Raw genomic sequence first — 24300 nt, 5'->3', positions numbered from 1 at the left:
CATGTTCAAGCGACCCTCCATTCGATACGGCAAAGCTGCGGAGCCGGAAACGCCGTACCAGCGCGCGGCGCAGGTCTGGGATGAGCGGATCGGCTCCGCCCGTGTCCAGGCCCGCAACTGGCGGCTCGCCGCCTTCGGCTGCCTGGCGTTGTCCGCCGGTCTCGCCGGCGGCCTTGTCTGGCAGGGCGCACGCGGCACGATCACGCCCTGGATCGTCGAGGTCGACAAGCTGGGGCAAGCCCAGACCGTCGCGCCCGCCAACGCCGACTATCGGCCGAGCGATCCCCAGATCGCCTTCCATCTGGCGCGTTTCATCGAGCAGGTTCGCGGCGTGCCCGCCGATCCGGTGATCGTGCGCGAGAACTGGCTGCGCGCCTATGACTTCACGACCGATCGCGGCGCCATGGCGCTCAATGATTATGCGCGCACGAATGATCCGTTCGCCAATATCGGCCGGGTTCAGGTCGCTACCGAAATCTCCAGCGTCATCCGGGCATCGCCCGACAGCTTCCGGGTCGCCTGGATCGAGCGCCGCTATTCTGACGGCAGCCTCGCCGCGACCGAGCGGTGGTCCGCCATTCTCACCATCACCGTGCAGCCGCCGCGCGATCCCGAGCGCCTGCGGAAGAATCCGCTCGGTGTCTACGTCAACGCCATCAACTGGTCGAAGGAGCTAGGCCAATGACCATGTCCGCATTCCCTCCGCGTCAGCGGTCATCGCGTATCACCGTGCTTTCGGCCTTGCTGATTTCCGTATCCACGCTGTCCGCCTGCGCCAGCACGTCGGCAAAGATCCCCGCGATACGCTATGACGACGCGCCCGCCATTGCCGCCGTTGAAATGGCCGCACCGCTCATGCCGGTTGAGATCGTCACCGTCCCCGAACCGCTCCCCTTACCGGGTCAGTTGAAGCCTGCGGAAGAGGGCGTAGTTCGGCCGGAGCCGTCCGACCCTTCGGCGCGCGTCAATCAGGCCAATGCCGCCGCACGGATGCAACCGGTGCGCGATGGTTTCATCAACGCCATTCAGGTCTACCCCTGGTCCGACGGCGCGCTTTATCAGGTCTATGCCGCGCCCGGACAGGTGACCGACATCGCCTTGCAGGAAGGCGAGCAGCTCGTCGGGCCCGGTCCCGTCGCAGCGGGCGACACGGTCCGATGGATCATCGGCGACACAGTGAGCGGGTCCGGCGCGTCGGCACGCGTCCACATTCTCGTAAAACCGACACGGTCCGATCTTTCCACCAATCTCGTCATCAATACGAACCGGCGGACCTATCATCTTGAACTGCGCGCCACGCCATCGACCTATATGGCGTCGGTCTCCTGGACCTATCCGCAGGACCGTCTGATCGCGCTGCGCACACAGAATAGCGTCGCGGCGGCATCGGCGCCGATTGCATCGGGTGTCGATATTGCCCGGCTGAACTTCCGTTACCGGATCGACGGCGACAACGCGCCCTGGCGCCCCGTTCGCGCCTTCGATGACGGACGACAGGTCTTTATCGAATTCCCCGCCGGCGTCGCCCAGGGGGAAATGCCGCCTCTGTTCGTCATCGGTCCCGAAGGCGGCGGCGAACTGGTCAACTATCGGGTCGCGGATCGCCATATCGTCGTCGATCGTCTGTTCGCCGCGGCCGAACTGCGGCTGGGCGGCGAGCGCCAGCAGGTCGTCCGCATTATGCGCGATGACGTTCCTCGCCAGCGCAGGAGCCGGCGATGACCGGCGAGCATGATCCCCGCGCCAAGGGTGAAGGGCCGGAAAGCGAAGATGAGGCTGGCGTCGCGGCGCCGGTCGATGGCGCATCGGATGACGCACCGCAGCAGGCGACCGAGGAGGACCGCCCCCTGCAAGGGCCGCCTCTGGCTGATCCCGCGGGGTTCAGGCTGCGCGGTGAACCGCCTCGCGTCATGCGCCTTTCGCGCAAGGCCATGGCGATCTTGGGCGGCGCCGGGGCGCTTGCCGTCGGCGGCGCGCTCACCTTCGCGTTGCAGAGCCGTGATCGCAGCGGCCCGGAAGAGCTTTACAATACCGATAGCCGCGCCGTGACCGAGCAGGTCGCGACCGGACCGCGCGATTACAGCCAATTGCCGCCTGGCGTGCCGCAGCTTGGTGATCCGCTTCCGGGCGATCTCGGCGGCCCCATACTCGCCGCCCAGCAGGGCGATCCGACTGGCATTCCGGGCGATCCCTCCGCCGCCGGCCCGCAGGGACTGACGCCAGAGGAACTGGCGGCCCAGCGCGCCGCGCAGGAGCAGGAAGCCGCCATCGCAAGCCGGCTGTTTCTGGGTGGCCAGGCCGGCGCCTCAGCTCAGGCGGCCGGAGCGCCTGCATCGATGCCTGGCCTCGATCTGGCCGACCTCGGAGCGGCGACGCCTACCGTTCCCGAACCCGCAGACGGCCCGAATATGCAGCGCGCGAAACGTGACTTCGTAGAGCGCGGCCCGGAAGGCAGAACGCTCAATAGCGGCCGTCTTGTCGACCCGGTCTCTCCCCATATCGTCCAGGCTGGCAGCGTCATCGCCGCGGCGCTTATCACCGGCATCCGTTCCGATCTTCCGGGGCAAGTCACCGCCCAGGTGACGCAAAGTGTCTATGACAGTCCGACAGGTCGTACCTTACTCATTCCGCAGGGATCACGGTTGATCGGCGATTATGATGCCGAGGTCGCCTTCGGCCAGCGCCGTGTCCTGCTAGTCTGGAATCGTCTCATCCTGCCCGATGGGCGCTCGATCATCCTTGATCGCCAGCCCACCGGCGATCCTTCCGGCTATGCCGGCCTTGAGGATAAGGTCAACGAGCATTGGGGCGGCATATTGCGTGCGGCAGGCCTCTCCACACTTCTCAGCATCGGCGCTGAACTGGGAACGGACTCCGATGATGATATCGCCCGCGCCATCCGTGACGGCGGGCAGAACACGATCAATCAGGCGGGTCAGGACATTGTCCGCCGTCAGCTCAACATCCAGCCCACACTCACAGTGCGGCCCGGCTATCCGGTCCGGGTCCTTGTGAGCCGTGACCTCGTGCTGGCGCCGTGGAGACAGACACGATGACCAAACTCAAGCTCGGAGATCTGGCGGAGGACAAGCCGGTCCGGCTCACCATTGAGTTGCCGGCCTCCGTCCACCGTGATCTTGTGGATTACGGGCGGGTGCTGGCGAAATCGACGGGTGCAGCGCAGCCGGTCAGCCCGGTGCGGCTGGTCGCACCCATGCTCGAACGGTTCATGGCGACGGATCGCGGGTTTTCGAAAGCGCGTCGTGAGATAACTAGGCCATCGTGACCGCTGACCCGATCTGATCGCGTCTAACTTTCTGCTCGAACCTCGATGCGGGGATGACCGGCCAGGATCTCGCAGATGATCTCGAAATATGTTGCGCCTTCGCCCCGTTCCAAGGCAGCGAGATCGTCATTGATGCGGGCGACGTTGTACCGATCAGGGGCGTCCATTTTTGCGCGGTAATAAGCGCGCGTCGCTTCCACCCCAAGATCGGTCCGGTTTCTCTCCATGCCCCGCCAGATCAGGACGACCGGGCCGCTCCCCTGCAAGGCGCCGTAACCGCCATAGAGCATGTCATCGAGCGCATCGAGGCTCGGCCCCAGCTTCCAATCCTCACCGCCCATGAACACGCGGTTGATCTCGTCATAGAAGGACGGGATGTCGTGGATATTGCTTCCGTCGATGACGAAGGTTCGAGGCGTGGACCTACCGCTCAAGAACACCCCCCATATAGTCACCCGCGACAGCGCCAGTGAGCACAGACAAGGCGCTCCGGCGCCGCACTACGCGCAATTCTACCAGAGTCGCTTTGCAGCGAAGCTGTCGAACAACGCTTCGTTCGACGCGAGGATCATGTCCTCCGATTGAGCCTGGGCGATCAGAAACCGATCAAAAAGATCTTTGTGGGCAATCTTCATCTCACCCGCAAGCCTGGCATGGTGAACGGAAATCGGCAGTTCGGTAAATCCCTGCGATGCGATGATCGTCTCGAACTCTTGCGCCAGAAGCGCCGCGTCGGGCAACTTCCCGATCCGAAACTTCGTTGCGACTTCCATTGCCGAAGCCGCGCTCACGGCAACGCTGTTCACATCATCGGCAATGGCCTCCCGCGCCGCCGGGCTGAGAGCTTCGTCCCCCGCAAGCCACCAGATTAGAGCATGGGTATAGAGGAGACGTTTCACCCCAGACCCCACCCCTTCTACTCGTCGTCAGGCAAAGGGTCGTTGAAACGGTGATCCAATGCGATCTTGCCCTTTAGCGCTCCAAATCGACGTTTGCCTATTGGAGCAACGGGAACGAGGCGCACGACAGGCCGGCCCCCGCGTGCGATCACGACGTCACGGCCATCGAGCGCGGCGGCGATGAGTTTGGATAGGTTGGTCTTTGCATCGTGGACAGAGAACGGAGCCATCAGAATCTCCCTTAGCCAAGAATATAGCTAATTTGGTTACTCTCGACAGGAGGATCTCTGCATTGGCCGAGGCGCTTCGGTGGATGCGGCGGATCACCGCTTCGCGTTATCGCCCCATGAAGGCGTCGAAATTGGCCTTGCCGTCCGCCTGAGCCACCGCGATGTCGGCATTCGCACATTCTGTCCCGCGCACCATGCCGTCGCGGCATTGCGCGATGATCTGGCGGGCCTCGTCCAGATTGACCTCGAAATATTGCGTTCCCCTCGGTTCTGATGAACTGACCGCGAAGGGTGCGGTTGCTGCCGGTGGCGTGTCGGCGCCCGGCACCAGCACCGGGCGCAGGACGAACCCCGAACCGAAACCGATCACGAGCGCGACGAGCGCGATCACCCATGGCTTTGCGTGCATCTGGTAACTCCTTTGCATGGTCTGTGGGACGAAGGGCGCCGGATCAGGCATCCGGGTAGCGCTCACGGATGAGTCCGAGAAACCGACGCAGCGCAGGGCTCGTGTCGTCGGTGCGCCAATAACAGCCATAGTCGATCCGGGCCTGGCCAGTCGGCTCATGAACCTCGCGGAAGATGATGCCCGGATGATTGACGCCCAGCGCCGATTCCGAAACCAATGTCAGAAACCAGCCTGCGGACACCATCGCCAGAACATTCTCACGGCTGACATCCTGGATCTCCACGTCGGGCTGATAGCCCGGTTCCGCGAGACGGGCCTGAAGCAACCGCATCAGGTCAGGGCCAGGATCCTGCGTGCCGAGGACGAAGGTCTGGCGACGCAGATCATGCCAGTAGATTCTCTCGGCATCGATTAGCGGATGTTCGTCAGGCAGGGCGACGAGCACCCGCTCGGACCAGAGTGGACGGCGTTTGACGCCAGGATCGCCAAGGTCGCCGGTGACGACGGCAAGATCGATCATCCCGGCGTGAAGCGCATGGTGCAGAAAACCGCGATCCCGTTCGACGCCATTTAGCCGCACATCGGGAAACCGGCGTTGAAACTCGACGATTGCGAAACGCAGATCGCCTGCGGTCAGTGAACTGCAAAAGCCGATGGTCAGTTCACCCGCATCGCCATTCCGCATGGCGCGCGCTCGCGTTTGGAGACACTCGACGTCGGTCAATATACGCCTAGCGGTGGCGATGATCGGCAAGCCCTCTGGTGTCACGATCGCGCCGCGCGTCCGGCGCTCGAACAATTTTACGCCCAGGCGGTGTTCGAGAAGCAGGACGTTGCGGCTGAGCGTCGCCTGTTTGATCCGCAGCAGCGCCGCCGCCCGTGAAAAGCTCCTGGTTTCCGCAGCGAGCACTGCGTAGCGCAATTGTTTCGTTTCCAGTGGCACGACCGACCTCCCCGACGGAGGAAGGGAGGGATGTCCGGCGCGGTCTGTCAGTCCGGCCCTGAAATCCGTTGCTCACATCACTTCCTCCTGACTGAAAGACCAGCGGAGGCGGCTGCAAACGAAACGGATTCTGTCATCGAAACGAAATAATTAACCTTGTCAGCTCGCAAGGGCGCTCAATCCGTGAGGATCGGCAGCATGGTTTTTACATGCGCATCAATCCGCTCCAGCACCGCTGCGGGAACGGCGTCGCGTTCTGGCAAGGTCCACCAATGCGCGTCGATGCGCTGTACTGTCTCTGCAACGGCTTTGAGCACGGCAGGCTCTGGAAGCCTCGCCCGATTGGCGAAGGCCTTCCATCGGGCCGGTCCCAGTGCCTTGAACGATCGTTCACTGCCAAGCGACAGCGCCAGACTATCTGAGGGAATATAGGGAACCGTTGAAAGCATGTCGTAGATCGGCGCCAGTGCCGGGGTGTCCCCCGCACCTGGATAGATTAACGACCAGTTCTTGAGATGCATGTCGCCGTTGCCCATCACAACCGAGAGAGTCAGTCTCCGGACGAATTCCAGCGCGGGGAAGGGTGAGATCGCGACGTTCAGCACCGATGCGATGTCGTGGAAGGCTGCACCGTCATATTTACGTGCAGGATAGAGACCGAAAACCTGCGCAAAATCCTCGATATGGACACGCTGCCCACCGGCTTCGCGATCGAAACGCCGAACGAGGAGAACTTGTCCCTCGGCCAGCGTATCAAACTCTTCGGGTATCCCCTCGAACTGGTCGCGGCTAAGGAGGTCTCGCTCCGGTACGTCCATCCCGATTGCTTCGGCAAGCGCGAGATTGGCAAATTCGTTTTCCGATACGCCAGGAAAGGCGGTGGACGGGAACTTGGCGATATATTGTCCTTCGCCATCACCAAGCGGCAGCGTCAGACCGCCGCCCTTGCCGGCGTTTTTCATCACCGAGAGCTTCATTTGCACGCCCGCCAATGAGAAACGAGCCTTGCGTGGTCCATGTGAGGCTGTTGTGGTGACGCTGGCTTGTCCGTCAGAGGGCAATACACGCACAGCGCCGGGCAAGTCAGCGCCGAGCGCCGCCAGGAGATCAAAATCATTGCCCGCCCGCACAGTGCCGGCGTGGTGCTTCTCCATCGCTGCGCGCAAACGGTCTTCGGGCAGGAGATTGGCGAAAAAGGCCGGCAAGGCGCCAGAGACAGGACGCGGGTCTTTACGCAAATCCCCTGATGCCGAGCGAAGGGACAGGCTCAGAACCGGAACGCCGCCCGTCGCGCGATAGGCCGGATCAAGGCTGAAGGCGCTGAAATCACCGGGCGTTCTGACGATCGTGCCGACCTTCACGTCCTTCAGCAACACATCCAGGGAGGTTATCGCCTCAGCGGTTGGCAAGGCTGTCATCACCGCTCTTCCGGTTGCGGGCTGAAGGCTGGGCGATCATCGTCTGTCTCCGGATGCAAGAGCGCCGCCACGGCCGGCGCCACCGCCTGGGGCACCAGCATCATCTCAAGGCCGACCGCCCGGGCGATGTTGATCAATGTCGTGGCGCGCGCCGCCGCTGCCCCTGTCTCAATGTCGCGATAGCGCGGGCGTGATATGCCGGCGAGATCAGCGACTTGTTCCTGGGTCAGCCGCGCGGCCTGCCGCGCCCGCCGAAGCTGATCGCCGATCTCTTTTAACAGGTCGTCTTCCATTTGATGCCTTTGCGGATCGATCGACTCATAATTGATCCGAATAGGTATCATATAGACGAATGACAATCAACCAAAGATACTAAAACATATCATTGCTGTGTCGAATGGTTCGTTTTCAGATCATCATGTCCAGTCGAGGCGTGGATGGCCGGTAATGTGTCAGCTCATCACCACCACGCCGCCGGCAAGGTGGCGTGCGCGCAAGTTCAGCAGTTGCTCGATCTGCGGGACGGCTTCCTCGATCCGGTTGGTGTGGAAGATCGCATTGACCTCAAGCCTGCCCAGCGCCGTATTGGCGAGCACGATCTTGCCCGAGCGGTAGAGATTGATCTGGTCGACCACTTCGGCCAGCGAAGCGCCTTCGAAGATCAGCAGGCCGCGCCGCCAGGCCGTCGCCTTGGCGCCGTCGATCTCGCTGCGACGTGTTCCGCCATCGGCTGCGACGAACACCTGTTGATTGGCGCGCAGCATGATGGGCTGATCGCCTCCACGGCATGTTACCTCTCCATCGACACAGGCGATGCGAACGCCGCCATCGAGGCGCTGGACGTTGAAGCTGGCGCGCCGTGTCGAGGCCTCCACTGCGCCTGCCTTCACCCGGAACGGCGCACTGCGTTCCCCGGCGGTGATGAAGGCCTCGCCCACCACGAGACTGATGCCGTTTGCACCGTCGCGGGTCGTGTCGAGCAGGGATATGGCGGTGCGGGAATTCATCTCCACCTTGACGCCGTTTACGGGCGCAAAGGCGTATCGCTGCCCGATTGCGGTCCGGTGGTCCGCGGTGAGCTCGGCAAAGGAAGGCCAGAGGCCGAGCGGCGGTCGGGCGACGCCCAGCGTCAGTGCGGCGAGCGCTGCCGTGCCGCCGCCGGCCAGAACAGCGCGGCGGCTCACCATGGCGGGCTTCTTGTTGTGCTTCGCCGCGACGGCGTAATTGCGCACGCCGGCAATCTCACGAAAGGCGGCCTCGTGCGCCGGGCTGGTGGCGCGCCATGCCGCAAGCCGGGCGGCATCGTCGTCCGTCGCTGCGCCGGAGGTCAGGCAGACGAGCCAATCGGCCGCTTCGACGAGCAGGTCGTCGGCGTCATCTTCACGGATCTCCCGATCCGTCATCGGCAATCCGAATCCAACGGGCGCGGCCATTGCGCGGTCTGCATCCTCAATTCTTTCTCCTCCTATCGGGTAGACACGCGAGCGGCCCGCTCAGCGAAAGGGTTTTTTCGCCGGGTACGACGCGCGCAGTGCAAAATGGCGCCGCGCAGGTCCATCTGGATCAGCCGCACCGTCACGCCATAGTGCTCGGCGAGTTGCTCATGGCTCATCGTGCCGGTGAAACTCTCAATGAAGACGTGGCGCTGGCGGGGCGTCAGTTCACCCAGCACTTTCCAGACATGGGCGAGTTCGCTGCGCGCCAGGGCGATCCGTTCCGGGCCGGGCGCGTCATCGGGGATCGACAATATGTCTTCGATATCCTGGCTGCCCAATACGCGGCGCTGTTTCGCCGACAGGGTCGCGGCCATGTTGATCGCCGCGCGATAGATATAGGCGTCGGGGTCGTTGACGGGCGCGTCATCTTTGAGATCGCTGAACTTGATCCAGGTCTCGTGCAGCGCTTCGCCGGCCAGGTCCTGCGAGCCAAGACGCGCGGCCAGGCGATCGCGAATTTGGGTGTAGCGGAGCGCCAGCGTTGTTTTGAGACTGGCCCGCGTCGCGCTCATTGACGCCGCCTCCCGCCAGGCCGCGCTTCACGTCCCGCAAAACGGTCGGTTTCCACTTCGAAGCGCATCGACCGGCTTAGCCCCTCGGGCGGCGGGCTGCTGATAAGCGTGCCGAACAGGATCTGGCGGACGCGGGCGTCCCAATCAGGTTCGGAACTGCCGCGCATCAGGCGCACCTCATCGATGCGGCCGGTCGGATCGACGGAGACGGCGATCTCGATGCGAAAACTACGCCCCTCATAGGCGCCGTCGCGCTTCAGGCGCTCGAAGATTTCCGTCTGAACGCGCTGGGCATAATGGTTGTAGGCGCTCGGATCGCGGCGACCGACCAGGCGCGGCGCGCGAACTTCCGCCATGTCGAGATGGAGCGCGGACGGGCTGGCCGTCACCGCATTTCCGGCCCGGTCGGTCGGTGGCGGCTGGCCCTCGACGAAAATCACCGCGGAGTTGGGGCCGGTGAAGCGCGCCGAGAGGCCGGTGCCTTGCAGCAGATGCCGGAGCGCGGCAGGCGCGGCATAGACGCCGCTGAGCGGTGTGGACTGCCGCGCACCGGCGAGGCTTTGGCGATAGATGATGTTGACGCCGCTCACGGTCGCAAACTCGGCAATCGCCTGCGCCACGGGTTGGGCGGGAATATCGTAGCGCCGCTCTTGCATCGCCGGCGCTGTCTGGGCTGCCGCCGCCCCGGCCATGCAGATCGTGAAGACGATGGCGGCAACGAGCAGAAGCCCTCGTCCGCTTCGCCTGACTGCAATGAAAGGGATGCGCGCAACCCTTGTCATCCGAGCCTGAAGGTCACCGGGAGGACGACGCTGAGCTGGCCGGGCCAGCCTTCCGGGAAAGCCGGGAGGGGCTGCGCGCGCATGACCGCGGCCACCGCTTCCCGGTCGATGTCGGTGGCGCCGGAGCTTTCTCCAACCCAGGCCTCGATCACTCGCCCCTCACGCGACATGGTGAAGTGCAGCATGACCACGCCCTCGCGGCCTGCATCGCGCGCACCGGCGGGATAGAGGCGGTAACGCGCCAGATGAGCCTCTAGTCGCCGGCGATAAGCGAGGACATCGGCGGTCGGGAGATTGGCCAGATCCTGTGCGTCGCCCTGCGCCTCGGCACTGGCGCGCATCCCATCTGACTCAGGCCCGGCAGCGCGCGGCAACGGGTCAGGATCTCCGGTCAGGCCGGACGCCTCCGGGGGGCGTGGTTGCGACAGAGCCTCCGCCATCTCGCCGCGCTGGGGCCTGTCGTCGCGAGCGCGTCCGTCCGCGGGATCAAGGGGGATGAGTTCGACGATCAGTACCGAACCGCGATCGCCGCCGGCGACGTCGCGAACAGGCGTGCCCTTATCCCAGGCCCATAAGAGAGCAGCCCCCATGGCAGCGTGCATGGAGAGCGAGGCGAGCCAGCCTATCAGTCGTGTCGAGACCTCCCGACTCATCGTGCGTCTGTCATCCCACTGTCATTCAAATGCTCAGCCCGTAGGCAGAAATTATCGCGTCTTCGTGACAGCTGGCCGGGCGGCAGAATTCTTTCGCGATGCCGGGCTGAAGAAAAATGCCTCGAAGCGAAAAAAGTCTTTCGTTCGATGTCGCGAGATTGGTCTTCCAGTCGAGGACCATGACCATGAACCCGAATATGGCCATCAGATTGGAGACGCATGACGCGGATAACAGGGCGATCGCCTTGCCATCCGTGCGTGCAGTCGCGCCCCATCGTCACGCGGTTGCCGTCCGTGAAGCGGCACGCCCGGCGGTCTTGCGGCAACGCTTCAAGCTCGGTCCGCTCGACTTCGATTATCGGGCTTTTCCGCGCCAGCGCGTTGTTGCGCTCTCCTCCACCGACGCGACCGTCCACATCGTCATGCCGATCACCGGGACGGCCGTGGTGGTGACGGAGGGGAAAGCGCAGACGCTCAGCGCTGGTTCGGCGCTGCTCCTTGGCGCCATTACACGGACGGCCGTTGTCTGCGCCGCCGGTTCGAGCGCGCTCTTCCTGCATATTCCGCGCGCCGCCATCCAGTCGGCCGCCTCGCGCGTGCTTGGCAGTCCGCGCCGTCTCGCGGCGATCGATCATCTGTTCGGCTGGTCTCTCGACGATCTGGGCGCCCAACTGCCGCGCGCTTCGGTTGCGGCGGAGCCCGGCCAGGACGATCGCGTGCTCGAGCAGCGCACGCTTGATGGACTGGTGAAGCGGTTGCGCGAGGATGCGGTTGCTGACACGCTCTTTCCCGTCGCGCGCTCGGTGCAGCGGGCCGTCGAGCATATCCGCGCCAACCCGCAGCACAGTTGGACGATCAACGATTTGGCGCCGATGGTGGGCGTGACGCCTGGCACCTTGCGCCGGAACTTCCGAACCTGCCTTGGAAACACCGTTACCCAGCTCGTTCAGCAAATCCGCATCGAGTGGGTGAGAGCCCGCCTCGAAAGCGTGACCGAAAGCCGATCTATCAGCGACATCGCGCTCGCCGCCGGCTTCGGCGCGCCAGGCGTGATGAGCCGGACCTATCAACGTCACTTTGGAGAAACGCCGAGCAAGACCCGCGCGCGGGCCTTTCGCGCCATGCGCGACTGAACCTTCCTCCCGCCCCTGGGAGACAATATTCTCTTCAGCGTCCCGACGAATAGTCAGGGCGCAATTTCTGCTGCAATGAAGTAAAAATACAATATTATTCGACATAAATTACTATTAAGTGATTCGCCTGTGGCATTACGATAATACGTATACCAGCGATCCCTGTAACACAACTTACATACTAAACGACCTAGGCGAGACGAAACGCATTTGTTCATGCGTTATGTCTTGAGACTCTCCCGCATCCCTTCTTAAGAGCGCATCGACAACTGGCGCTGCAATGCAGCACGAATCTTTGCGTGCGCCAGCCATGGGACGACAGCGACCGATCGCCGTCCGGCTCCAAGCCGTGGCGGCGCTTCCGGCAGGGGGTACAGGTTTTGAGGTTTGAAAAAGATCACCGGCGTCGCGCTGTGAGCCATGTCGCGCTTGCCGTCGCCATAGGCCTGATCGCAGCCCCGGCATTCGCCCAGGACGGTGTGGCCGGCGACGCCACGGGCGCGCCCGCCGATGCAGGCGCTCAGTTCGACATCATGGCGTTTCAGGTGAAGGGCAACACCGTCCTTGCGCCTGACGATGTCGAGCGGGCGATCCTGCCCTTCATGGGGCCGGGACGAAGTGAGGCCGATGTGGAGGCCGCACGGGCGGCTTTGCAGAAAGCCTATGAGGATGCCGGCTATGTGGCGGTCTCTGTCTATGTGCCTGAACAATCCGTCGACGGCGGGGTTCTGCAACTGGCTGTTCAGCAACAGGCCATCGGCCAGCTGCTCGTCGAAGGCGACACGGGACGCGCCGATGCTCTGCGCGCGATGGCGCCCTCGGTCGCGCCGGGCCAGACGCCCAACCTGACCGCCTTCCAGCGCGATGTCGTCGCGCTCAACAGCAATCCCAATCGCCGCGTCACGCCGGAACTACGTGCCGGCGAAGCGCCCGGAACGCTCGATGTCGTCCTCAAGGTCGAGGAAAGCTCGCCGTTCCATGCCTCTGCGGAGCTCAACAATTTCAGTTCATCGGCCACGACCGATCTGCGGGCGTCCGCGACAATCCGCTACGACAATATGTGGGGACGCGGGGATTCCCTAAGTCTGTCCGCTCAGACCGCCCCCGAGCGCACCGACGACGGCACCGTCTTGTCCGGCAATTATCTGATGCGGTTGGGGCAAGGCACGCAGCTCCTGCTCTATGGGGTCCATTCCGACAGCGACATCGCGGTGGTCGGCGGGACCAATGTCGTCGGCAAGGGCAACATGATCGGCGCCCGGCTGATCCAGTCGCTCGGGTCCAGCGAGGGCTTTTATCATTCGCTGACGCTCGGTTTCGACTGGAAGGACTTTAAGGAGGATGTGATCCTCGGTTCCGACCGTGCGTCCGCCCCGATCGAATATTTCCCGGTCATGGCGAGCTGGCGCGGCGACTGGGCGGGCGATCGCTCGAACAGCAATATCACCGTTTCGGGCACCTTCGGCATCCGCGGTCTCGGCGATCCCTGGGAGCGCTTCGACGCCAAGCGTTACATGGCCCGCCAGAGCTTCATCGCCTTGAAGCTCGACGCGGAGACCACGCGGACGTTCGGACCCGATCTTCAGCTCAACGCGCGGTTCTCCGGCCAATGGTCGCCCGATCCGCTGATCTCGAACGAAGGCTTCTCGCTCGGCGGCATGTCGAGCGTGCGCGGCTATTATGAGTCCGAGGCGATCGGTGATTATGGCTTTGCCTATCAGACCGAACTGCGCTCGCCGGATTTAGGCCGGATGCTCGGCAGCGAGCTCATCAATGAGCTGCGGTTCCACGCCTTTATCGACAGTGGCTATGTCGGCATCCACCAGCCGCTCGAAAGCCAGCTTGCGACCCGCAACACCTGGCTTTCCAGCGCCGGCCTCGGCGCACGGCTCAAGCTCTTCAACCATCTGACCGGCGCGATCAACGCCGGTGTTCCGCTCAGGTCGGGTTCGGAATCCGAGTCCGGCGACATCTTCGTTCGCTTCCGCATCCAGGGGGAATTCTAATCATGTCCGTTATTGCACGTCTCAAAAAGGGTGCGGTTGCCGGTGGCGTCGCGCTGGCCGCGACTGTCGCATTCGCCGCTCCGGCTCATGCCTGGTGGGAGGCCGATTACAGCTATCGCACCAGGATCAATCTCAACGTCGACGCCGCCGGCATCACCGGCGAAGTCACGCGCGCGCCGGTGCTGGTTCGCCTGCACTCGGGCAATTTCAGCTTCAAGGATGTGAAGGCGGACGGTTCCGACCTGCGCTTTGTCGCTGGCGACGATCGCACGCCGCTCAAGTTCCACATCGAGCGCTGGTCGCCGCAGGACGAGCAGGCGCTGGTCTGGGTTGATGTCCAGGGACTTCAGCCGGGTCAGGCGTCCGCGATCTATGCCTATTATGGCAATGAAAGCGCGGCGGCTGCGCAGGATGCAGCCGGCACCTTCAGCGCCGACTATCGCCTTGTCTATCACTTCGACAACGAGGGAGCTCCTCGGGACGCCACCGCCAATGGCGCCCACGCCACTGGCGGAGAAGCGCGGAACGCGGGCGGCCTGATCGGATCGAGCCTCATTCTCGATGGCGCGAACCCGGTGACGCTGCCCGCGTCCGCCTTCGCTTCCGGCCCGCTTTCCATCAGCTTCTGGGTAAAACCCTCGGGCGATGGCGCGATCTTCAGCCTGCCGGGTGCGGTGAGCGGCTCTGTTGCAAAAATCGTGAAGCTTGAGCATGCTTGGCGGAGATTGGACGGACGGAACGATGACGGATTTCAAGTGGCGCCATTTCCAGGGTGATGTGATCCTGTGGGCGGTGCGCTGGTATTGTCGCTATCCGATCAGCTATCGCGACCTTGAGGAAATGCTGGCGGAACGCGGCATTTCGGTCGACCATACGACGATCTATCGCTGGGTCCAGTGCTACGCCCCGGAGATGGAGAAGCGGCTGCGCTGGTTCTGGCGGCGTGGCTTTGATCCGAGCTGGCGCCTGGATGAAACCTACGTCAAGGTGCGGGGCAAGTGGACCTACCTGTACCGGGCAGTCGACAAGCGGGGCGACACGATCGATTTCTACCTGTCGCCGACCCGCAGCGCCAAGGCAGCGAAGCGGTTCCTGGGCAAGGCCCTGCGAGGCCTGAAGCACTGGGAAAAGCCTGCCACGCTCAATACCGACAAAGCGCCGAGCTATGGTGCAGCGATCACCGAATTGAAGCGCGAAGGAAAGCTGGACCGGGAGACGGCCCACCGGCAGGTGAAGTATCTCAATAACGTGATCGAGGCCGATCACGGAAAGCTCAAGATACTGATCAAGCCGGTGCGCGGTTTCAAATCGATCCCCACGGCCTATGCCACGATCAAGGGATTCGAAGTCATGCGAGCCCTGCGCAAAGGACAGGCTCGCCCCTGGTGCCTGCAGCCCGGCATCAGGGGCGAGGTGCGCCTTGTGGAGAGAGCTTTTGGCATTGGGCCCTCGGCGCTGACGGAGGCCATGGGCATGCTCAACCACCATTTCGCAGCAGCCGCCTGATCGGCGCAGAGCGACAGCCTACCTCTGACTGCCGCCAATCTTTGCAACAGAGCCGGATAGATGTCTGATTTGAGCGGCAAGACGATAATCGTGACGGGTGGTGGCAGCGGCATCGGGCGCGCCACCGTGGAATTGCTGGTGGCCAGTGGTGCCAACGTCGCGGTGGCGGACATCAACGACGAGGCCGGTGAGGCGGTCGTCGCTGCGTCTGGCGGGAAGGCCGCCTATTTCCGGTGCGACATCGCACAGGAAGAGGACGTGAAGGCACTTGTCGCGCAGACTCTGGCGGCGTTCGGCGGGCTTGACGGCGCGTTCAACAATGCGGGGATCCCGCAGGCCGGACTGCCGCTTGCCGAAGTGTCGCTCGAACGGTTTCGGCAGAGCATGGATATCAATGTAACCGGCACGTTCCTGTGCATGAAGTACCAGATCCTTGCGATGATCGAGCGCGGGACGAAGGGATCGATCGTCAACACCGCATCCGTCGCTGGCGTGGTCGGCGTGCCGATGCACGGCGAATATGTCGGCGCGAAGCATGCGGTGGTCGGGCTGACCCGCATGGCGGCGGCAGACTATGGCAAGCACGGCATTCGCGTGAACGCGCTTGTGCCCGGCGCGGTGCGCACGCCTATGCTGCAGCGCGTGATGGACAATGATGCGGGCCTTGAGCCCTATCTGAAATCGATCCACCCGATCGGCCGTTTCAGCGAACCGCACGAGCAGGCCCAGGCCGCCGTATGGTTGCTGTCCGACGCGGCTTCGTTCGTCACCGGCTCCTGCCTTGCAGCAGACGGCGGCTTGTCAACGGCGGTCGGATTCCAGGCCAGCATGGCGGAGTAAAAGCAGGCCATTGAGGATGAGCGCGGACTATATGCAAAGGGCCCCGATCGGGGCCCTTTGCATATTTGCCGTTTTGGGTCAGGTCAGTCGTCGGGGGTGGCCTGGTTTTGCTCCGCCCCGGCAGCGCGGCGGCGGTGGGCGGACTGCTTGAGGCGGTAGCTGTCGCCGTTCATGGTGAGTATGCTGACGTGGTGGGTGAGCCGGTCGAGCAGCGCTCCGGTGAGCCGTTCGGACCCCAGAACTTGCGTCCAGTCCTCGAACGGCAGATTGGAGGTGACGATCGTCGATCCCCGCTCGTAGCGCTGCGAGAAGGTTTCGAACAACAGTTCCGCGCCCGTGGACGAGAGCGGGACGTAGCCCAGTTCGTCAACGATCAGGAGCTTCACGGCGGCAAGGTCGCGCTGCATCTTGAGCAACCGCTTTTCGTCGCGGGCTTCCATCAACTGGTTCACCAGCGCCGCGGCGGTGGTGAACGCGACGGTGAAGCCCTTCTGGCAGGCCGCCAGGCCCAGCGCGAGCGCGACGTGGGTCTTGCCCGTCCCGCTGTTGCCCAGCGCGATGATGTTTTCCCGCCGCAGGATGTATTCGCAGCGCGCCAGCTCCAGGACGAGCATCTTGTTGAGGCTGGGGATGGCCGTGAAGTCGAAGGTGTCGAGGCTCTTCACCGCCGGGAACCGGGCGGCGCGGATCCGGCGCTCGACCGTGCGGCGCTCCCGGTCGATCAGTTCCAGCTCGACGAGGCGCAGCAGGTAGCGGGTATGATCAACACCATCACGTGCGCATTCCCGGGCCAGCTTCTCATACTCGCGCAGTACCGTCGGCAGTTTGAGCTGCTTGAGGTGATGCGCCAGCAGGACTTGCGGCGTGCCCGCCGTCGTGCCCGCCGGCATCCTGTCGTCCGCTGCCCTGCTCATGCTGCCAGTTCCGGCAGGAGAGTGGCATAGTCGGCGGCGCGCGTCGTCTTTACCTCCATTTTGGGCAGGTGCGGATAGGAGGCCAGATCGAGCCGGGCGGGCCGGCGCTCGATGCGCGCCAGCGCGATCTGCTTGATCGCATCGAAGCCGATGGCGCCGATGTGGATCGCCTCGTTCATCGCGAAGGTGACCACCTCCATCGGGATGGCTTCCAGAAGACGCAGCACCTGGATGAACTCGCGCTTGCCCTTGTTGCCCATCCGAGCCTCCAGCAGGTGACGCAGATGCTGGAACACCTCGGGCAAGTCCCAGCCCTGCAATGCGGCAGCCTGGTCGAGGGCTCCCGGCTTGGTCTCGATCAGCGCCAGGTAGTGGAGCGGGTTCGCCACGAACATGGCCTCGCCATAGCAGCGCGGGTGACGGGCGATCTCCTCGCTGCCGCACAGGATTACAACCTGATCGACGAAGCCCTTCACCACCACGTCCTGGAAGCCGTAGCGGGTCGGAACCGAGTAGTCGTTGGTGCGATAGCGCACCAATGCTGTCGATGATACGCGGGCGGCCCGCGTGTCGCACGGCTCGAACGTCCCTGATGGCAAGGGGCGCATCGCTGCCAGGTCGGCCACGAGCCGCTCGCCGATCGTCTGGCTGTGCCGTCCGGCCCGCTCTTCCTGCCGGGCGCGGCAGCGGCGTTCCAGTTCCCCGTTGAAGTCGTCGTAGCTCGCTGCATGCGGGATCGGCACCATGAAGTGCGTCCGGGCATGCTTTACCAGTCCTTCGACCTTTCCTTTGTCGTTGCCCTTCCCAGGGCGGCCGAAGCGATCGGTGAACAAGTAGTGGCTGACCAGTCCGGTGAAGGCCCGCGTGCGCTCGCGCTTGCCGTCGCCGCAGATCTTCGCAACCGCGATCCTGGTGTTGTCGTACAGGATCGAGCGCGGCACCGCGCCGAAGAAGGCGAACGCCGAAACGTGCCCGTCGAGGAACGCCTCGGTCGTCTCCGCCGGATAGGCCTTCACGAAGCAGGCATCCGACTGAGGCAGGTCCATGCAGAAGAAATGCACTTTCTGCCGCACTCCGCCGATCACGCCCACCGCCTCGCCAAAATCCACTTGCGCGTGGCCCGGCGGGTGCGCCAGCGGCACGAACGTCTCGCGGCCGCGCGCCCGGCATTGCCGGACATAATCCTTCACCACCGTGTAGCCGCCGTCATAGCCATGCTCGTCGCGCAGCCGCTCGAATATCCGCTTAGCCGTGTGCCGCTGCTTTACCGGCGCTATCCGGTCCTCCGCCAGGATCCGGTCAATCACCGGCAGCAACGGTCCCAGCTTCGGCTTGGCCACCGGCTTCGTACGCGTGTAGCCCGGCGGCAGCGAGAACCGGCACATCTTGGCAATCGTATCACGGCTCAGGCCAAACACCTTCGCCGCCTCACGCTGACTGTTCCCTTCCACAAACACAAAACGGCGAACCGCTGCGTAAACCTCCACGGCAAACATCCCTGGCCGCTCCAAAAGGAGCAACCTTATCCAATGGCTGGTTTTTATACCGCCGCGCTCAGCAAATCGCCGGCGCTCCATTGGCCTGGTTTGTCACCGCCCTGCACACACGCGCAATTTCGGATTCACAGGGACCGTCGATATCGACTTGGGTGGACCTGCCTTGAAGTCGATCACCGCCTATCGCAATCTCGACACCCGTTTCGGACAGGATCTCGACAACTCACCGGTCGTGGGGTTCGAGGGCTCATTCCGGGTGAAGCAGCATCAGTTCAGCGAAGAGCTGCAGCTTTCGGGCAAGGCGTTCAATGACAAACTCGATTATCTCGTCGGCGCGTATTATTTCTCAGAAGGTGGTAGGGAATCGGAGGATGTCGCATTTCCCGGCGGTCTGTTGCAGATCGTCGGAAACTATCGGTTCAACACCAAGTCCTACGCGCTCTTCACGCACCTCAACTACCGTGTGAACGATCTCATCGGGATCACGCTGGGCGGACGTTATACCAAGGAAGATAAGACGCTCGTTGGAAGCCAGCGGGACCTCAATATGCTTCTCACCAAACTCGGTACTCCGGCATTTCTGTTCCCGGATCCGACAGACCTGTCGCAATTCTACCCGACAGGGGAGCAGAAGCTCTCGTTCAGCAATGTTTCGCCGCGCGTCGGCATCGAACTCCATCCGACCGAGCGGATAATGCTGTACGGATCATTCTCGAAGGGGTTCAAGTCGGGCGGCTGGACGACCCGCGTCGCCGCTCCGGTCCCGCCGGATCCGACCAAGCCTGCGGACAAGCAGGCGCCGAGCTTCAATCCGGAGAAAGCCGACACGTTCGAGATCGGCTTCAAGTCGCAGCTTTTCGATCGAATGCTGCAAGTCAATGCTGCGGCATTCTACACGGACTACAAGGGCATCCAGATCCAGATCCAGCGCGGCATCGGTGCCTCCTTCGAGAACGCCGGCAACGCCAGAATCAAGGGTTTCGAGGTCGAGACGATCTTCGCGCCGAGCCGCGTCTTCCGCGTGAGCGCGTCGGCGGGATACATTGACGCTTACTATCGGAGGATCAACGATCCGTCGGGCACGATCACGCTGGCGAGCCGGCTGCCGCGTGTCCCGAAGTGGACCGCGACGCTATCTCCCGAGTTCAACGTTTTCCTGGCCAATGAAGGTCGGGTCACACTGCGGGCGGATTATTCCTACAAGTCCACCATGGCGGCGGATGCGGAAAACACGCCCGAGTTGTTCAGTGGGAATGTCAGCCTCGTCAATGCCTCGCTCACGTACAGCGCGCCCGGCGACGACTGGTCTCTCGCAATTGGCGGGAACAATGTTTTCAACAAACGCTACATCGCAAATGGCGTCAATCAGCTCAATGGAGCTGGCCTGCTGAGCGCGGTGCCGAACAGGCCGTCTGAATATTATGCGACTTTGAGGTTTAAATTCTGATCGACCCGGACTGATCCCACTCCGGATGCTCCTATCTGTCCGGCCCGGGTTTAACCTAGGCCGGGCTTTCTTTGCTAGGTCGATGGCAGCTTTCTCACATCCGCGCGGACAGCACCTTGTGCAGGAGCTGTCGCAACCAGCGGTGAGGCGGGTCGTCTTGGTTCCTCGCATGCCAATATTGCCTGACCTCAAATGCTTCCATAAGAATTGGCGGCCGCACGGCCCGGAGTCCGTAGACCTCGGCGAGCCGACCAATCACGCGAGCCGGAGCGGTAAGAATAAGGTCCGACTCGAAGCAAGCTGCCAACGCCACGAGAAAGCTGCTCGCGACGATCCTGATCCGATCGGGATGGATCTTGTCGAGGAGAGCGCGTTCGACGGCACGATGGGCATGGGCCATACCCTTGGTGCTGACCACGATATGATCTGCGGCCATGAAGTCATCGGTCTCACCGGACTTGATGAACGGATGACCTTCCTTTCCGAAGCACAGATATTCCTCCTGGTAGAGCCGTTGCGTCTTGATGCCGGCAACAAGGCTCGGATAGGCGCCGACGGCGATATCGACATGCCCGGTCTCGAGCGCGCTCACCATTTCATCGCCGCTCAGCGTGAGTGCGCGGTAGCTGGTGTGTGGTGCCTCGAACCGCGCCGCCGAATGCAACGCCGTCAAAACGACAAGATGGGCGATGTCCGATCCGGCAATGATGAATTCGCGCTTGAGACGGTCAGGTGAGAATGTCTGCCCGCCTTCAGCCAGGTCGCGACGCAGTTCCAGCAGTTGCTGAACAACCCCGGCGATCGCCTCGGCACGTGGTGTCGGCTCCATGCCGTCGCGCGCCCGGACGAGAAGCGGGTCGCCCAATGCTTTGCGCAGGCGCGCCAGCCCATGGCTGGCGGTGGGCTGCGGTAGGTCGAGTTCTCGTGCAGCGGCGCTGACGCTGTGCCGCTTTAACAGCGCATCCAAAAGCACCAAGTGCCGAAAATCCAGGTCATCTATATTCACAATCTGAATTGTATCTATGAAGGTCCGCCAATTGTCAAATACTCCCTGATCCCTCAAACAGGCTGCAGCAGCGATCGTTGTGCAGGTTTGAAGAGACGATCCGCAATCGCAGAAAATAGTGGAGAGCGATCATGATGCAACTGCCCGAACGCGTCGAAGGACTTCATCACATCACCGTCGCGACCGGATCCGCGCAAGGCGACGTGGATCTTCTCGTCAAGACGCTGGGACAGCGGCTCGTCAAGAAGACGATGTTCTACGACGGCGCACGGCCGGTCTATCATCTGTATTTCGGCAATGAGCTTGGCGAACCGGGCACGCTGTACACCACTTTCCCCGTTCGCCAGGCTGGCTACACCGGAAAGCGTGGTGCAGGGCAGATATCGGCGGTTTCCTATAACGCACCCGTCGGTACGCTTTCCTGGTGGCAGGAGCATCTCATAAAGCGCGCTGTGACCGTCTCGGAAGTGCGTGAGCGGTTCGGGCAGAAATATCTGTCGTTCGAGCACCCCGACTGCGGTGTCGGCTTCGAAATCATCGAGCAGGACACGGACGGCCAGTTCGAGCCCTGGGACTCTCCCTATGTGCCCAAGGAGGTCGCGCTGCGGGGCTTTCACAGCTGGACGGCCACCCTAAATCGCAATGAGGAGATGGACTCCTTCATGCGCAATGCCTGGAACCTGAAGCCCCAGGGACGCGACGGCAATTACCAGCGCTACGCTTTCGGCAATGGCGGTGCGGCCAAGGTGCTAGACGTCTATATCGATGAGGACGAAAGGCCCGGCACCTGGGCGCTTGGCGAAGGCCAAGTTCATCACGCCGCGTTTGAAGTCGCCGACCTCGACGTGCAGGCCGCGCTCAAATTTGACGTGGAAGGCCTCGGCTACACCGATTTCTCAGATCGCAAGCACCGCGGCTACTTCGAATCGATCTACGTTCGTACGCCGGGCGGCGTGTTGTTCGAAGCCTCGGTCACGCTTGGTTTCACCCATGACGAGAGCCCCGAGAAGCTCGGCAGCGAGGTCAAGGTCGCGCCGCAGCTCGAAGGTGTAAAGGACGAGCTCCTCCGGACGATGAACGATCCGATCGTCATTTGATCGCAAGGATGACTCCGCAGGCTGGGTGAAGAGAATGTGGCGACATCGGGCAGTCAATAGCCGAAATGGTGCGCGGATCGGTGTTCATACCACTGGCTTGCCGAGCGGTGAGCCGATCCTGCTCCTTTCTTCCCTGCTGGCCGACTGGCGGTCCTGGAATGACGTGGCCGGTCGTTTACCTTCAGGGGTATATGCGATCACGATGGACCTGCGGGGTCATGGAACGAGTTCGCCGAGTGCCGGCGACTACAGTCTAGCCGAACTGGCGGCCGACGTGCTTAATGTAATGGATAACCTCGCGTTTGCAAGAGTTCATCTTGTTGGCACGTCGGTCGGGTCGATGGTCGCGCAATATCTTGGCGCCACGGCGGGACACCGGCTTATCTCGCTGACACTCGTGGCAGCAGGTTCTCTCGTTCCAGAGCCAGCTTGGCCGATCTGGGACAAGCGGGTGGCCGCAGTGCGCAGCGGCGGGCTCATTACGCAGGTGCCGATCGTGTATCCGGCATGGTTTTCCGGAGCGGTCGACCAAGGTCTGCTGGATCTTGCTGAGTCGATGATCTTGGCCACGACAGTTGCCGGATTCACCGGCGCTGTCGCAGCGATCAAGGGCCATGACGCGAGAAGCCTTCTTCCGCAGGTCGAAACGCCAACGCTCGTCATAGCCGGTGCGAACGATGCCGCCGTGCCACCGGAGGCGGTCCGCGCGACCGCCGCTCTCATTCCAGGTGCCGCATTCGAAGTTGTGACGGGTGCCGCGCACCAGGTCGCGATGCAGCATCCTGTCGCCTTTGCGGACCGGCTATGCCGCCATATTGCTGGAGCGCCGCGATGACGTTTTCCCCTGAAGGACCCTATGGGACAATCGTGACCGGCCCGCCTGTCGAACAGGCAAATGCTGCGATCATTCTTCTGCACGGCCGTGGCCAGCGTGCGCAAGCGATGCTGGAACTTGCGAGACAGCTCGATCTGCCCTCTGTCGCCTGGCTTGCCCTGCAAGCGCCCGCCGGGGCGTGGTACTCGCCCAAATATGACGGGTTCGATCCAGACGGCGACAGGTCTGTGGCTGACGCCTGCACCGCCTTGGCTGAGATCTCCTCGCGGCTGGAAGCAGCCTGGGTCGCGCTAGACCGTCAGGGCATAGTCGGCTTCAGCCAGGGTGCCTGCCTCGCCAGTCACTTCATGTGGTGCGGCGCTGCGAAAATGGGGTTCCTGGGCTCGCTGACCGGAAGCCTCCCGGGTTTTGAGCTCCCAACCGCGCCAGTTGAGCCTCGGTTTACCGGTCTCAAGGCGATATTCACAGGTGGTCTGAACGACGATTGGGTCAAGGCAGAGCATGTGCGGGAGACAGCTGAGCGCTTTAGACTCTCTGGTGCTGATGTCGGCGAGTATATTCAACCGATCAAGGACCATGGAATTGGGGCGGACGAGATCGCGTTGTTGCGAGACACCCTGATCGCACGCTTCGAGCTGAACCCGCCGGTCCCTACGCGCGGGCCGCGACATCAGCCGCTCGTGCCGCAAAGCACGCCAAGTCTGACGGATTGAACGTCCCATGCTGTTCTCCGTCATAACCACCATCTCGCCTGAAAAGCTGGCAGAGCGCACAGCAGCCATACCGGCACACCGCGCCTATCTTGCGTCGCACACCGCAAGCATTTTGGCAGTGGGGACCACCTTCGCCGAAGGCGGCGATTTGGTCGGATCGACATATCTCGTTGATGTCGACGATTGGAACGCAGCCCGGGCCTTCATCGCCGAAGACCCCATGACCGTGTCCGGGGCACGTCAAAGCATCGACATTCTTGAATGGCGGATGGGCGGGTTCGATCGGCGATACCCCTGGCAAGGGGCGAACGTCGAGAGACAAGACGCAGCGCATCAAAGTCTGAATAAGGAAGGGGTGAGCGCTGCGCCCCAACCTTCGCTCCGCACACGCCATCTCAGAGTGTTGCTGCTGATCACCACGCTCGCGCCGCTAGTGGCCCTCGTCAACATTCTCTTGGGCGACACCATTGCCCATCTTCCCGTTTTGCTGCGCTCCTTCTTGGTCGTGGGGCTTGTCGTGCCCGCCGCGACCTATGTTGCACTGCCGCTGCTTACCGGCCTTGCGCGCTGCGTGGGGCAGGAGCGCCGGGAAAGTTCACCAGCCATCCGGCCGCCGGCGGAACACACTCATTCTACATGACGATTTAGCCCGCAAAAATCCCCGAACGTCTCAGTTCCA

At 62.7% G+C, this 24300-nt stretch carries 28 protein-coding genes; 14 read left to right on the top strand and 14 right to left on the bottom strand.

What is annotated here, in order from left to right; translation table 11 throughout:
- Position 1 precedes the first annotated feature (1 nt).
- The 4 genes from trbF to KNJ79_RS19875 are packed head-to-tail and all read left to right on the top strand — an operon-like array spanning position 2 to position 3286.
- Complete coding sequence (trbF, locus tag KNJ79_RS19890; RefSeq protein ID WP_317152303.1) at positions 2-685, top strand: conjugal transfer protein TrbF; 684 nt, start codon at positions 2-4, stop codon at positions 683-685.
- 2 nt (positions 686-687) lie between these two features.
- Positions 688-1722, top strand: coding sequence for a P-type conjugative transfer protein TrbG (trbG, locus tag KNJ79_RS19885; RefSeq protein ID WP_317153962.1), 1035 nt, complete (start codon positions 688-690; stop codon positions 1720-1722).
- Positions 1719-3056: a TrbI/VirB10 family protein gene (locus KNJ79_RS19880; RefSeq protein ID WP_317152302.1), complete on the top strand. Its 1338-nt coding sequence runs from the start codon at positions 1719-1721 to the stop codon at positions 3054-3056. The genes trbG and KNJ79_RS19880 overlap by 4 nt, the downstream gene beginning before the upstream one ends.
- Positions 3053-3286, top strand: coding sequence for a DUF2274 domain-containing protein (locus tag KNJ79_RS19875; protein ID WP_317152301.1), 234 nt, complete (start codon positions 3053-3055; stop codon positions 3284-3286). Before KNJ79_RS19880 ends, KNJ79_RS19875 begins: the two co-directional genes overlap by 4 nt.
- Positions 3287-3309: 23 nt before the next feature.
- Here the strand turns inward: KNJ79_RS19875 and KNJ79_RS19870 are convergent, their stop codons facing one another.
- The 11 genes from KNJ79_RS19870 to KNJ79_RS19820 all read right to left on the bottom strand — a co-directional run bounded on the left by KNJ79_RS19870 (position 3310) and on the right by KNJ79_RS19820 (position 10628).
- Entirely contained in the window at positions 3310-3726 is a 417-nt protein-coding gene (locus KNJ79_RS19870; RefSeq protein ID WP_317153961.1) for a barstar family protein, read from the bottom strand.
- A 72-nt stretch (positions 3727-3798) separates the two neighbouring features.
- On the bottom strand, positions 3799-4185 hold the full coding sequence (locus tag KNJ79_RS19865) for a type II toxin-antitoxin system VapC family toxin (protein ID WP_317152300.1): 387 nt from the start codon (positions 4183-4185) through the stop codon (positions 3799-3801).
- A gap of 17 nt (positions 4186-4202) precedes the next feature.
- Positions 4203-4415, bottom strand: a complete 213-nt coding sequence (locus KNJ79_RS19860; protein WP_317152299.1) for a type II toxin-antitoxin system Phd/YefM family antitoxin — start codon at positions 4413-4415, stop codon at positions 4203-4205.
- A 106-nt stretch (positions 4416-4521) separates the two neighbouring features.
- The gene (locus tag KNJ79_RS19855) at positions 4522-4824 is read right to left on the bottom strand and encodes a hypothetical protein (protein WP_317152298.1); all 303 of its coding nucleotides are present in this window, start codon (positions 4822-4824) and stop codon (positions 4522-4524) included.
- 43 nt (positions 4825-4867) lie between these two features.
- Positions 4868-5767 (bottom strand): LysR family transcriptional regulator, encoded by a 900-nt coding sequence (locus tag KNJ79_RS19850; RefSeq protein ID WP_317152297.1) that lies wholly within the window; start codon positions 5765-5767, stop codon positions 4868-4870.
- Between the two features lie 176 nt (positions 5768-5943).
- Positions 5944-7143, bottom strand: coding sequence for a type II toxin-antitoxin system HipA family toxin (locus KNJ79_RS19845; protein WP_317153960.1), 1200 nt, complete (start codon positions 7141-7143; stop codon positions 5944-5946).
- Positions 7144-7184: 41 nt separating this feature from the next.
- Entirely contained in the window at positions 7185-7544 is a 360-nt protein-coding gene (locus KNJ79_RS19840) for a helix-turn-helix domain-containing protein (protein ID WP_317152296.1), read from the bottom strand.
- Positions 7545-7637: 93 nt separating this feature from the next.
- Positions 7638-8618, bottom strand: a complete 981-nt coding sequence (locus tag KNJ79_RS19835; RefSeq protein WP_317152295.1) for a FecR family protein — start codon at positions 8616-8618, stop codon at positions 7638-7640.
- Positions 8619-8650: 32 nt separating this feature from the next.
- Positions 8651-9193, bottom strand: coding sequence for an RNA polymerase sigma factor (locus KNJ79_RS19830; RefSeq protein ID WP_015460408.1), 543 nt, complete (start codon positions 9191-9193; stop codon positions 8651-8653).
- Positions 9190-9975 carry a secretin and TonB N-terminal domain-containing protein gene (locus KNJ79_RS19825; protein ID WP_317152294.1) on the bottom strand — a complete coding sequence of 262 codons (786 nt, stop codon included), beginning with the start codon at positions 9973-9975 and terminating at the stop codon, positions 9190-9192. Before KNJ79_RS19825 ends, KNJ79_RS19830 begins: the two co-directional genes overlap by 4 nt.
- A complete protein-coding gene (locus KNJ79_RS19820; RefSeq protein WP_070933761.1) occupies positions 9972-10628 on the bottom strand; it encodes an energy transducer TonB family protein in 657 nt (218 codons plus the stop codon). The genes KNJ79_RS19825 and KNJ79_RS19820 overlap by 4 nt, the downstream gene beginning before the upstream one ends.
- Before the next feature lie 179 nt (positions 10629-10807).
- On the opposite strand from KNJ79_RS19820, the gene KNJ79_RS19815 reads away from it, so the two are divergent.
- The 5 genes from KNJ79_RS19815 to linC all read left to right on the top strand — a co-directional run bounded on the left by KNJ79_RS19815 (position 10808) and on the right by linC (position 16113).
- The gene (locus tag KNJ79_RS19815; RefSeq protein WP_317152293.1) at positions 10808-11761 is read left to right on the top strand and encodes an AraC family transcriptional regulator; all 954 of its coding nucleotides are present in this window, start codon (positions 10808-10810) and stop codon (positions 11759-11761) included.
- Positions 11762-12174: 413 nt separating this feature from the next.
- On the top strand, positions 12175-13767 hold the full coding sequence (locus KNJ79_RS19810) for a ShlB/FhaC/HecB family hemolysin secretion/activation protein (RefSeq protein WP_015460404.1): 1593 nt from the start codon (positions 12175-12177) through the stop codon (positions 13765-13767).
- A 2-nt stretch (positions 13768-13769) separates the two neighbouring features.
- Positions 13770-14543 (top strand): DUF2341 domain-containing protein, encoded by a 774-nt coding sequence (locus KNJ79_RS19805; RefSeq protein ID WP_317152292.1) that lies wholly within the window; start codon positions 13770-13772, stop codon positions 14541-14543.
- The gene (locus tag KNJ79_RS19800; protein ID WP_001389365.1) at positions 14509-15273 is read left to right on the top strand and encodes an IS6-like element IS6100 family transposase; all 765 of its coding nucleotides are present in this window, start codon (positions 14509-14511) and stop codon (positions 15271-15273) included. Before KNJ79_RS19805 ends, KNJ79_RS19800 begins: the two co-directional genes overlap by 35 nt.
- Positions 15274-15333: 60 nt before the next feature.
- Positions 15334-16113: a 2,5-dichloro-2,5-cyclohexadiene-1,4-diol dehydrogenase LinC gene (linC, locus tag KNJ79_RS19795; RefSeq protein WP_317152291.1), complete on the top strand. Its 780-nt coding sequence runs from the start codon at positions 15334-15336 to the stop codon at positions 16111-16113.
- Positions 16114-16196: 83 nt separating this feature from the next.
- On the opposite strand, the gene istB is transcribed toward linC, so the two are convergent.
- Complete coding sequence (istB, locus tag KNJ79_RS19790) at positions 16197-17003, bottom strand: IS21-like element helper ATPase IstB (protein ID WP_394357185.1); 807 nt, start codon at positions 17001-17003, stop codon at positions 16197-16199.
- Between the two features lie 20 nt (positions 17004-17023).
- Entirely contained in the window at positions 17024-18523 is a 1500-nt protein-coding gene (gene istA / locus KNJ79_RS19785) for an IS21 family transposase (RefSeq protein WP_317153959.1), read from the bottom strand.
- Between the two features lie 163 nt (positions 18524-18686).
- Between istA and KNJ79_RS19780 the strand changes: the two genes are divergently transcribed.
- Positions 18687-19970: a TonB-dependent receptor gene (locus KNJ79_RS19780; RefSeq protein WP_317152289.1), complete on the top strand. Its 1284-nt coding sequence runs from the start codon at positions 18687-18689 to the stop codon at positions 19968-19970.
- A 94-nt stretch (positions 19971-20064) separates the two neighbouring features.
- Here KNJ79_RS19780 and KNJ79_RS19775 read toward each other — a convergent pair whose 3' ends face one another.
- Entirely contained in the window at positions 20065-20976 is a 912-nt protein-coding gene (locus KNJ79_RS19775) for a LysR family transcriptional regulator (RefSeq protein ID WP_013041683.1), read from the bottom strand.
- A 131-nt stretch (positions 20977-21107) separates the two neighbouring features.
- On the opposite strand from KNJ79_RS19775, the gene linE reads away from it, so the two are divergent.
- The 4 genes from linE to KNJ79_RS19755 are packed head-to-tail and all read left to right on the top strand — an operon-like array spanning position 21108 to position 24261.
- Positions 21108-22073: a chlorohydroquinone/hydroquinone 1,2-dioxygenase gene (gene linE, locus KNJ79_RS19770; protein WP_007686007.1), complete on the top strand. Its 966-nt coding sequence runs from the start codon at positions 21108-21110 to the stop codon at positions 22071-22073.
- Positions 22074-22107: 34 nt separating this feature from the next.
- Entirely contained in the window at positions 22108-22908 is an 801-nt protein-coding gene (locus tag KNJ79_RS19765; protein ID WP_218847786.1) for an alpha/beta fold hydrolase, read from the top strand.
- Positions 22905-23621: an alpha/beta hydrolase gene (locus KNJ79_RS19760; protein ID WP_007686010.1), complete on the top strand. Its 717-nt coding sequence runs from the start codon at positions 22905-22907 to the stop codon at positions 23619-23621. Before KNJ79_RS19765 ends, KNJ79_RS19760 begins: the two co-directional genes overlap by 4 nt.
- A 7-nt stretch (positions 23622-23628) precedes the next feature.
- Positions 23629-24261: a YciI family protein gene (locus tag KNJ79_RS19755; protein ID WP_007686013.1), complete on the top strand. Its 633-nt coding sequence runs from the start codon at positions 23629-23631 to the stop codon at positions 24259-24261.
- Positions 24262-24300: the final 39 nt, after the last annotated feature.

It is taken from the genome of Sphingopyxis indica, from assembly GCF_032879645.1.
Lineage (GTDB): Bacteria > Pseudomonadota > Alphaproteobacteria > Sphingomonadales > Sphingomonadaceae > Sphingopyxis > Sphingopyxis indica.
The sequence above is the reverse complement of the archived record's forward strand: the minus strand, read 5'-3'. Positions and strand labels throughout refer to the sequence as shown.

Coding starts and splice junctions, on each gene's coding strand:
- KNJ79_RS19825 (WP_317152294.1), bottom strand. CDS start 9,975: ATGACAAGGGTTGCGCGCATCCCTTTCATTGCAGTCAGGCGAAGCGGA.
- KNJ79_RS19880 (WP_317152302.1), top strand. CDS start 1,719: ATGACCGGCGAGCATGATCCCCGCGCCAAGGGTGAAGGGCCGGAAAGC.
- KNJ79_RS19815 (WP_317152293.1), top strand. CDS start 10,808: ATGACCATGAACCCGAATATGGCCATCAGATTGGAGACGCATGACGCG.
- KNJ79_RS19765 (WP_218847786.1), top strand. CDS start 22,108: ATGTGGCGACATCGGGCAGTCAATAGCCGAAATGGTGCGCGGATCGGT.
- KNJ79_RS19855 (WP_317152298.1), bottom strand. CDS start 4,824: ATGCACGCAAAGCCATGGGTGATCGCGCTCGTCGCGCTCGTGATCGGT.
- istB (WP_394357185.1), bottom strand. CDS start 17,003: ATGCCGGCGGGCACGACGGCGGGCACGCCGCAAGTCCTGCTGGCGCAT.
- linE (WP_007686007.1), top strand. CDS start 21,108: ATGATGCAACTGCCCGAACGCGTCGAAGGACTTCATCACATCACCGTC.
- KNJ79_RS19820 (WP_070933761.1), bottom strand. CDS start 10,628: ATGAGTCGGGAGGTCTCGACACGACTGATAGGCTGGCTCGCCTCGCTC.
- istA (WP_317153959.1), bottom strand. CDS start 18,523: ATGTTTGCCGTGGAGGTTTACGCAGCGGTTCGCCGTTTTGTGTTTGTG.
- KNJ79_RS19830 (WP_015460408.1), bottom strand. CDS start 9,193: ATGAGCGCGACGCGGGCCAGTCTCAAAACAACGCTGGCGCTCCGCTAC.
- KNJ79_RS19760 (WP_007686010.1), top strand. CDS start 22,905: ATGACGTTTTCCCCTGAAGGACCCTATGGGACAATCGTGACCGGCCCG.
- KNJ79_RS19875 (WP_317152301.1), top strand. CDS start 3,053: ATGACCAAACTCAAGCTCGGAGATCTGGCGGAGGACAAGCCGGTCCGG.
- KNJ79_RS19860 (WP_317152299.1), bottom strand. CDS start 4,415: ATGGCTCCGTTCTCTGTCCACGATGCAAAGACCAACCTATCCAAACTC.
- KNJ79_RS19805 (WP_317152292.1), top strand. CDS start 13,770: ATGTCCGTTATTGCACGTCTCAAAAAGGGTGCGGTTGCCGGTGGCGTC.
- trbG (WP_317153962.1), top strand. CDS start 688: ATGTCCGCATTCCCTCCGCGTCAGCGGTCATCGCGTATCACCGTGCTT.
- KNJ79_RS19800 (WP_001389365.1), top strand. CDS start 14,509: ATGACGGATTTCAAGTGGCGCCATTTCCAGGGTGATGTGATCCTGTGG.
- KNJ79_RS19835 (WP_317152295.1), bottom strand. CDS start 8,618: ATGGCCGCGCCCGTTGGATTCGGATTGCCGATGACGGATCGGGAGATC.
- KNJ79_RS19755 (WP_007686013.1), top strand. CDS start 23,629: ATGCTGTTCTCCGTCATAACCACCATCTCGCCTGAAAAGCTGGCAGAG.
- linC (WP_317152291.1), top strand. CDS start 15,334: ATGTCTGATTTGAGCGGCAAGACGATAATCGTGACGGGTGGTGGCAGC.
- trbF (WP_317152303.1), top strand. CDS start 2: ATGTTCAAGCGACCCTCCATTCGATACGGCAAAGCTGCGGAGCCGGAA.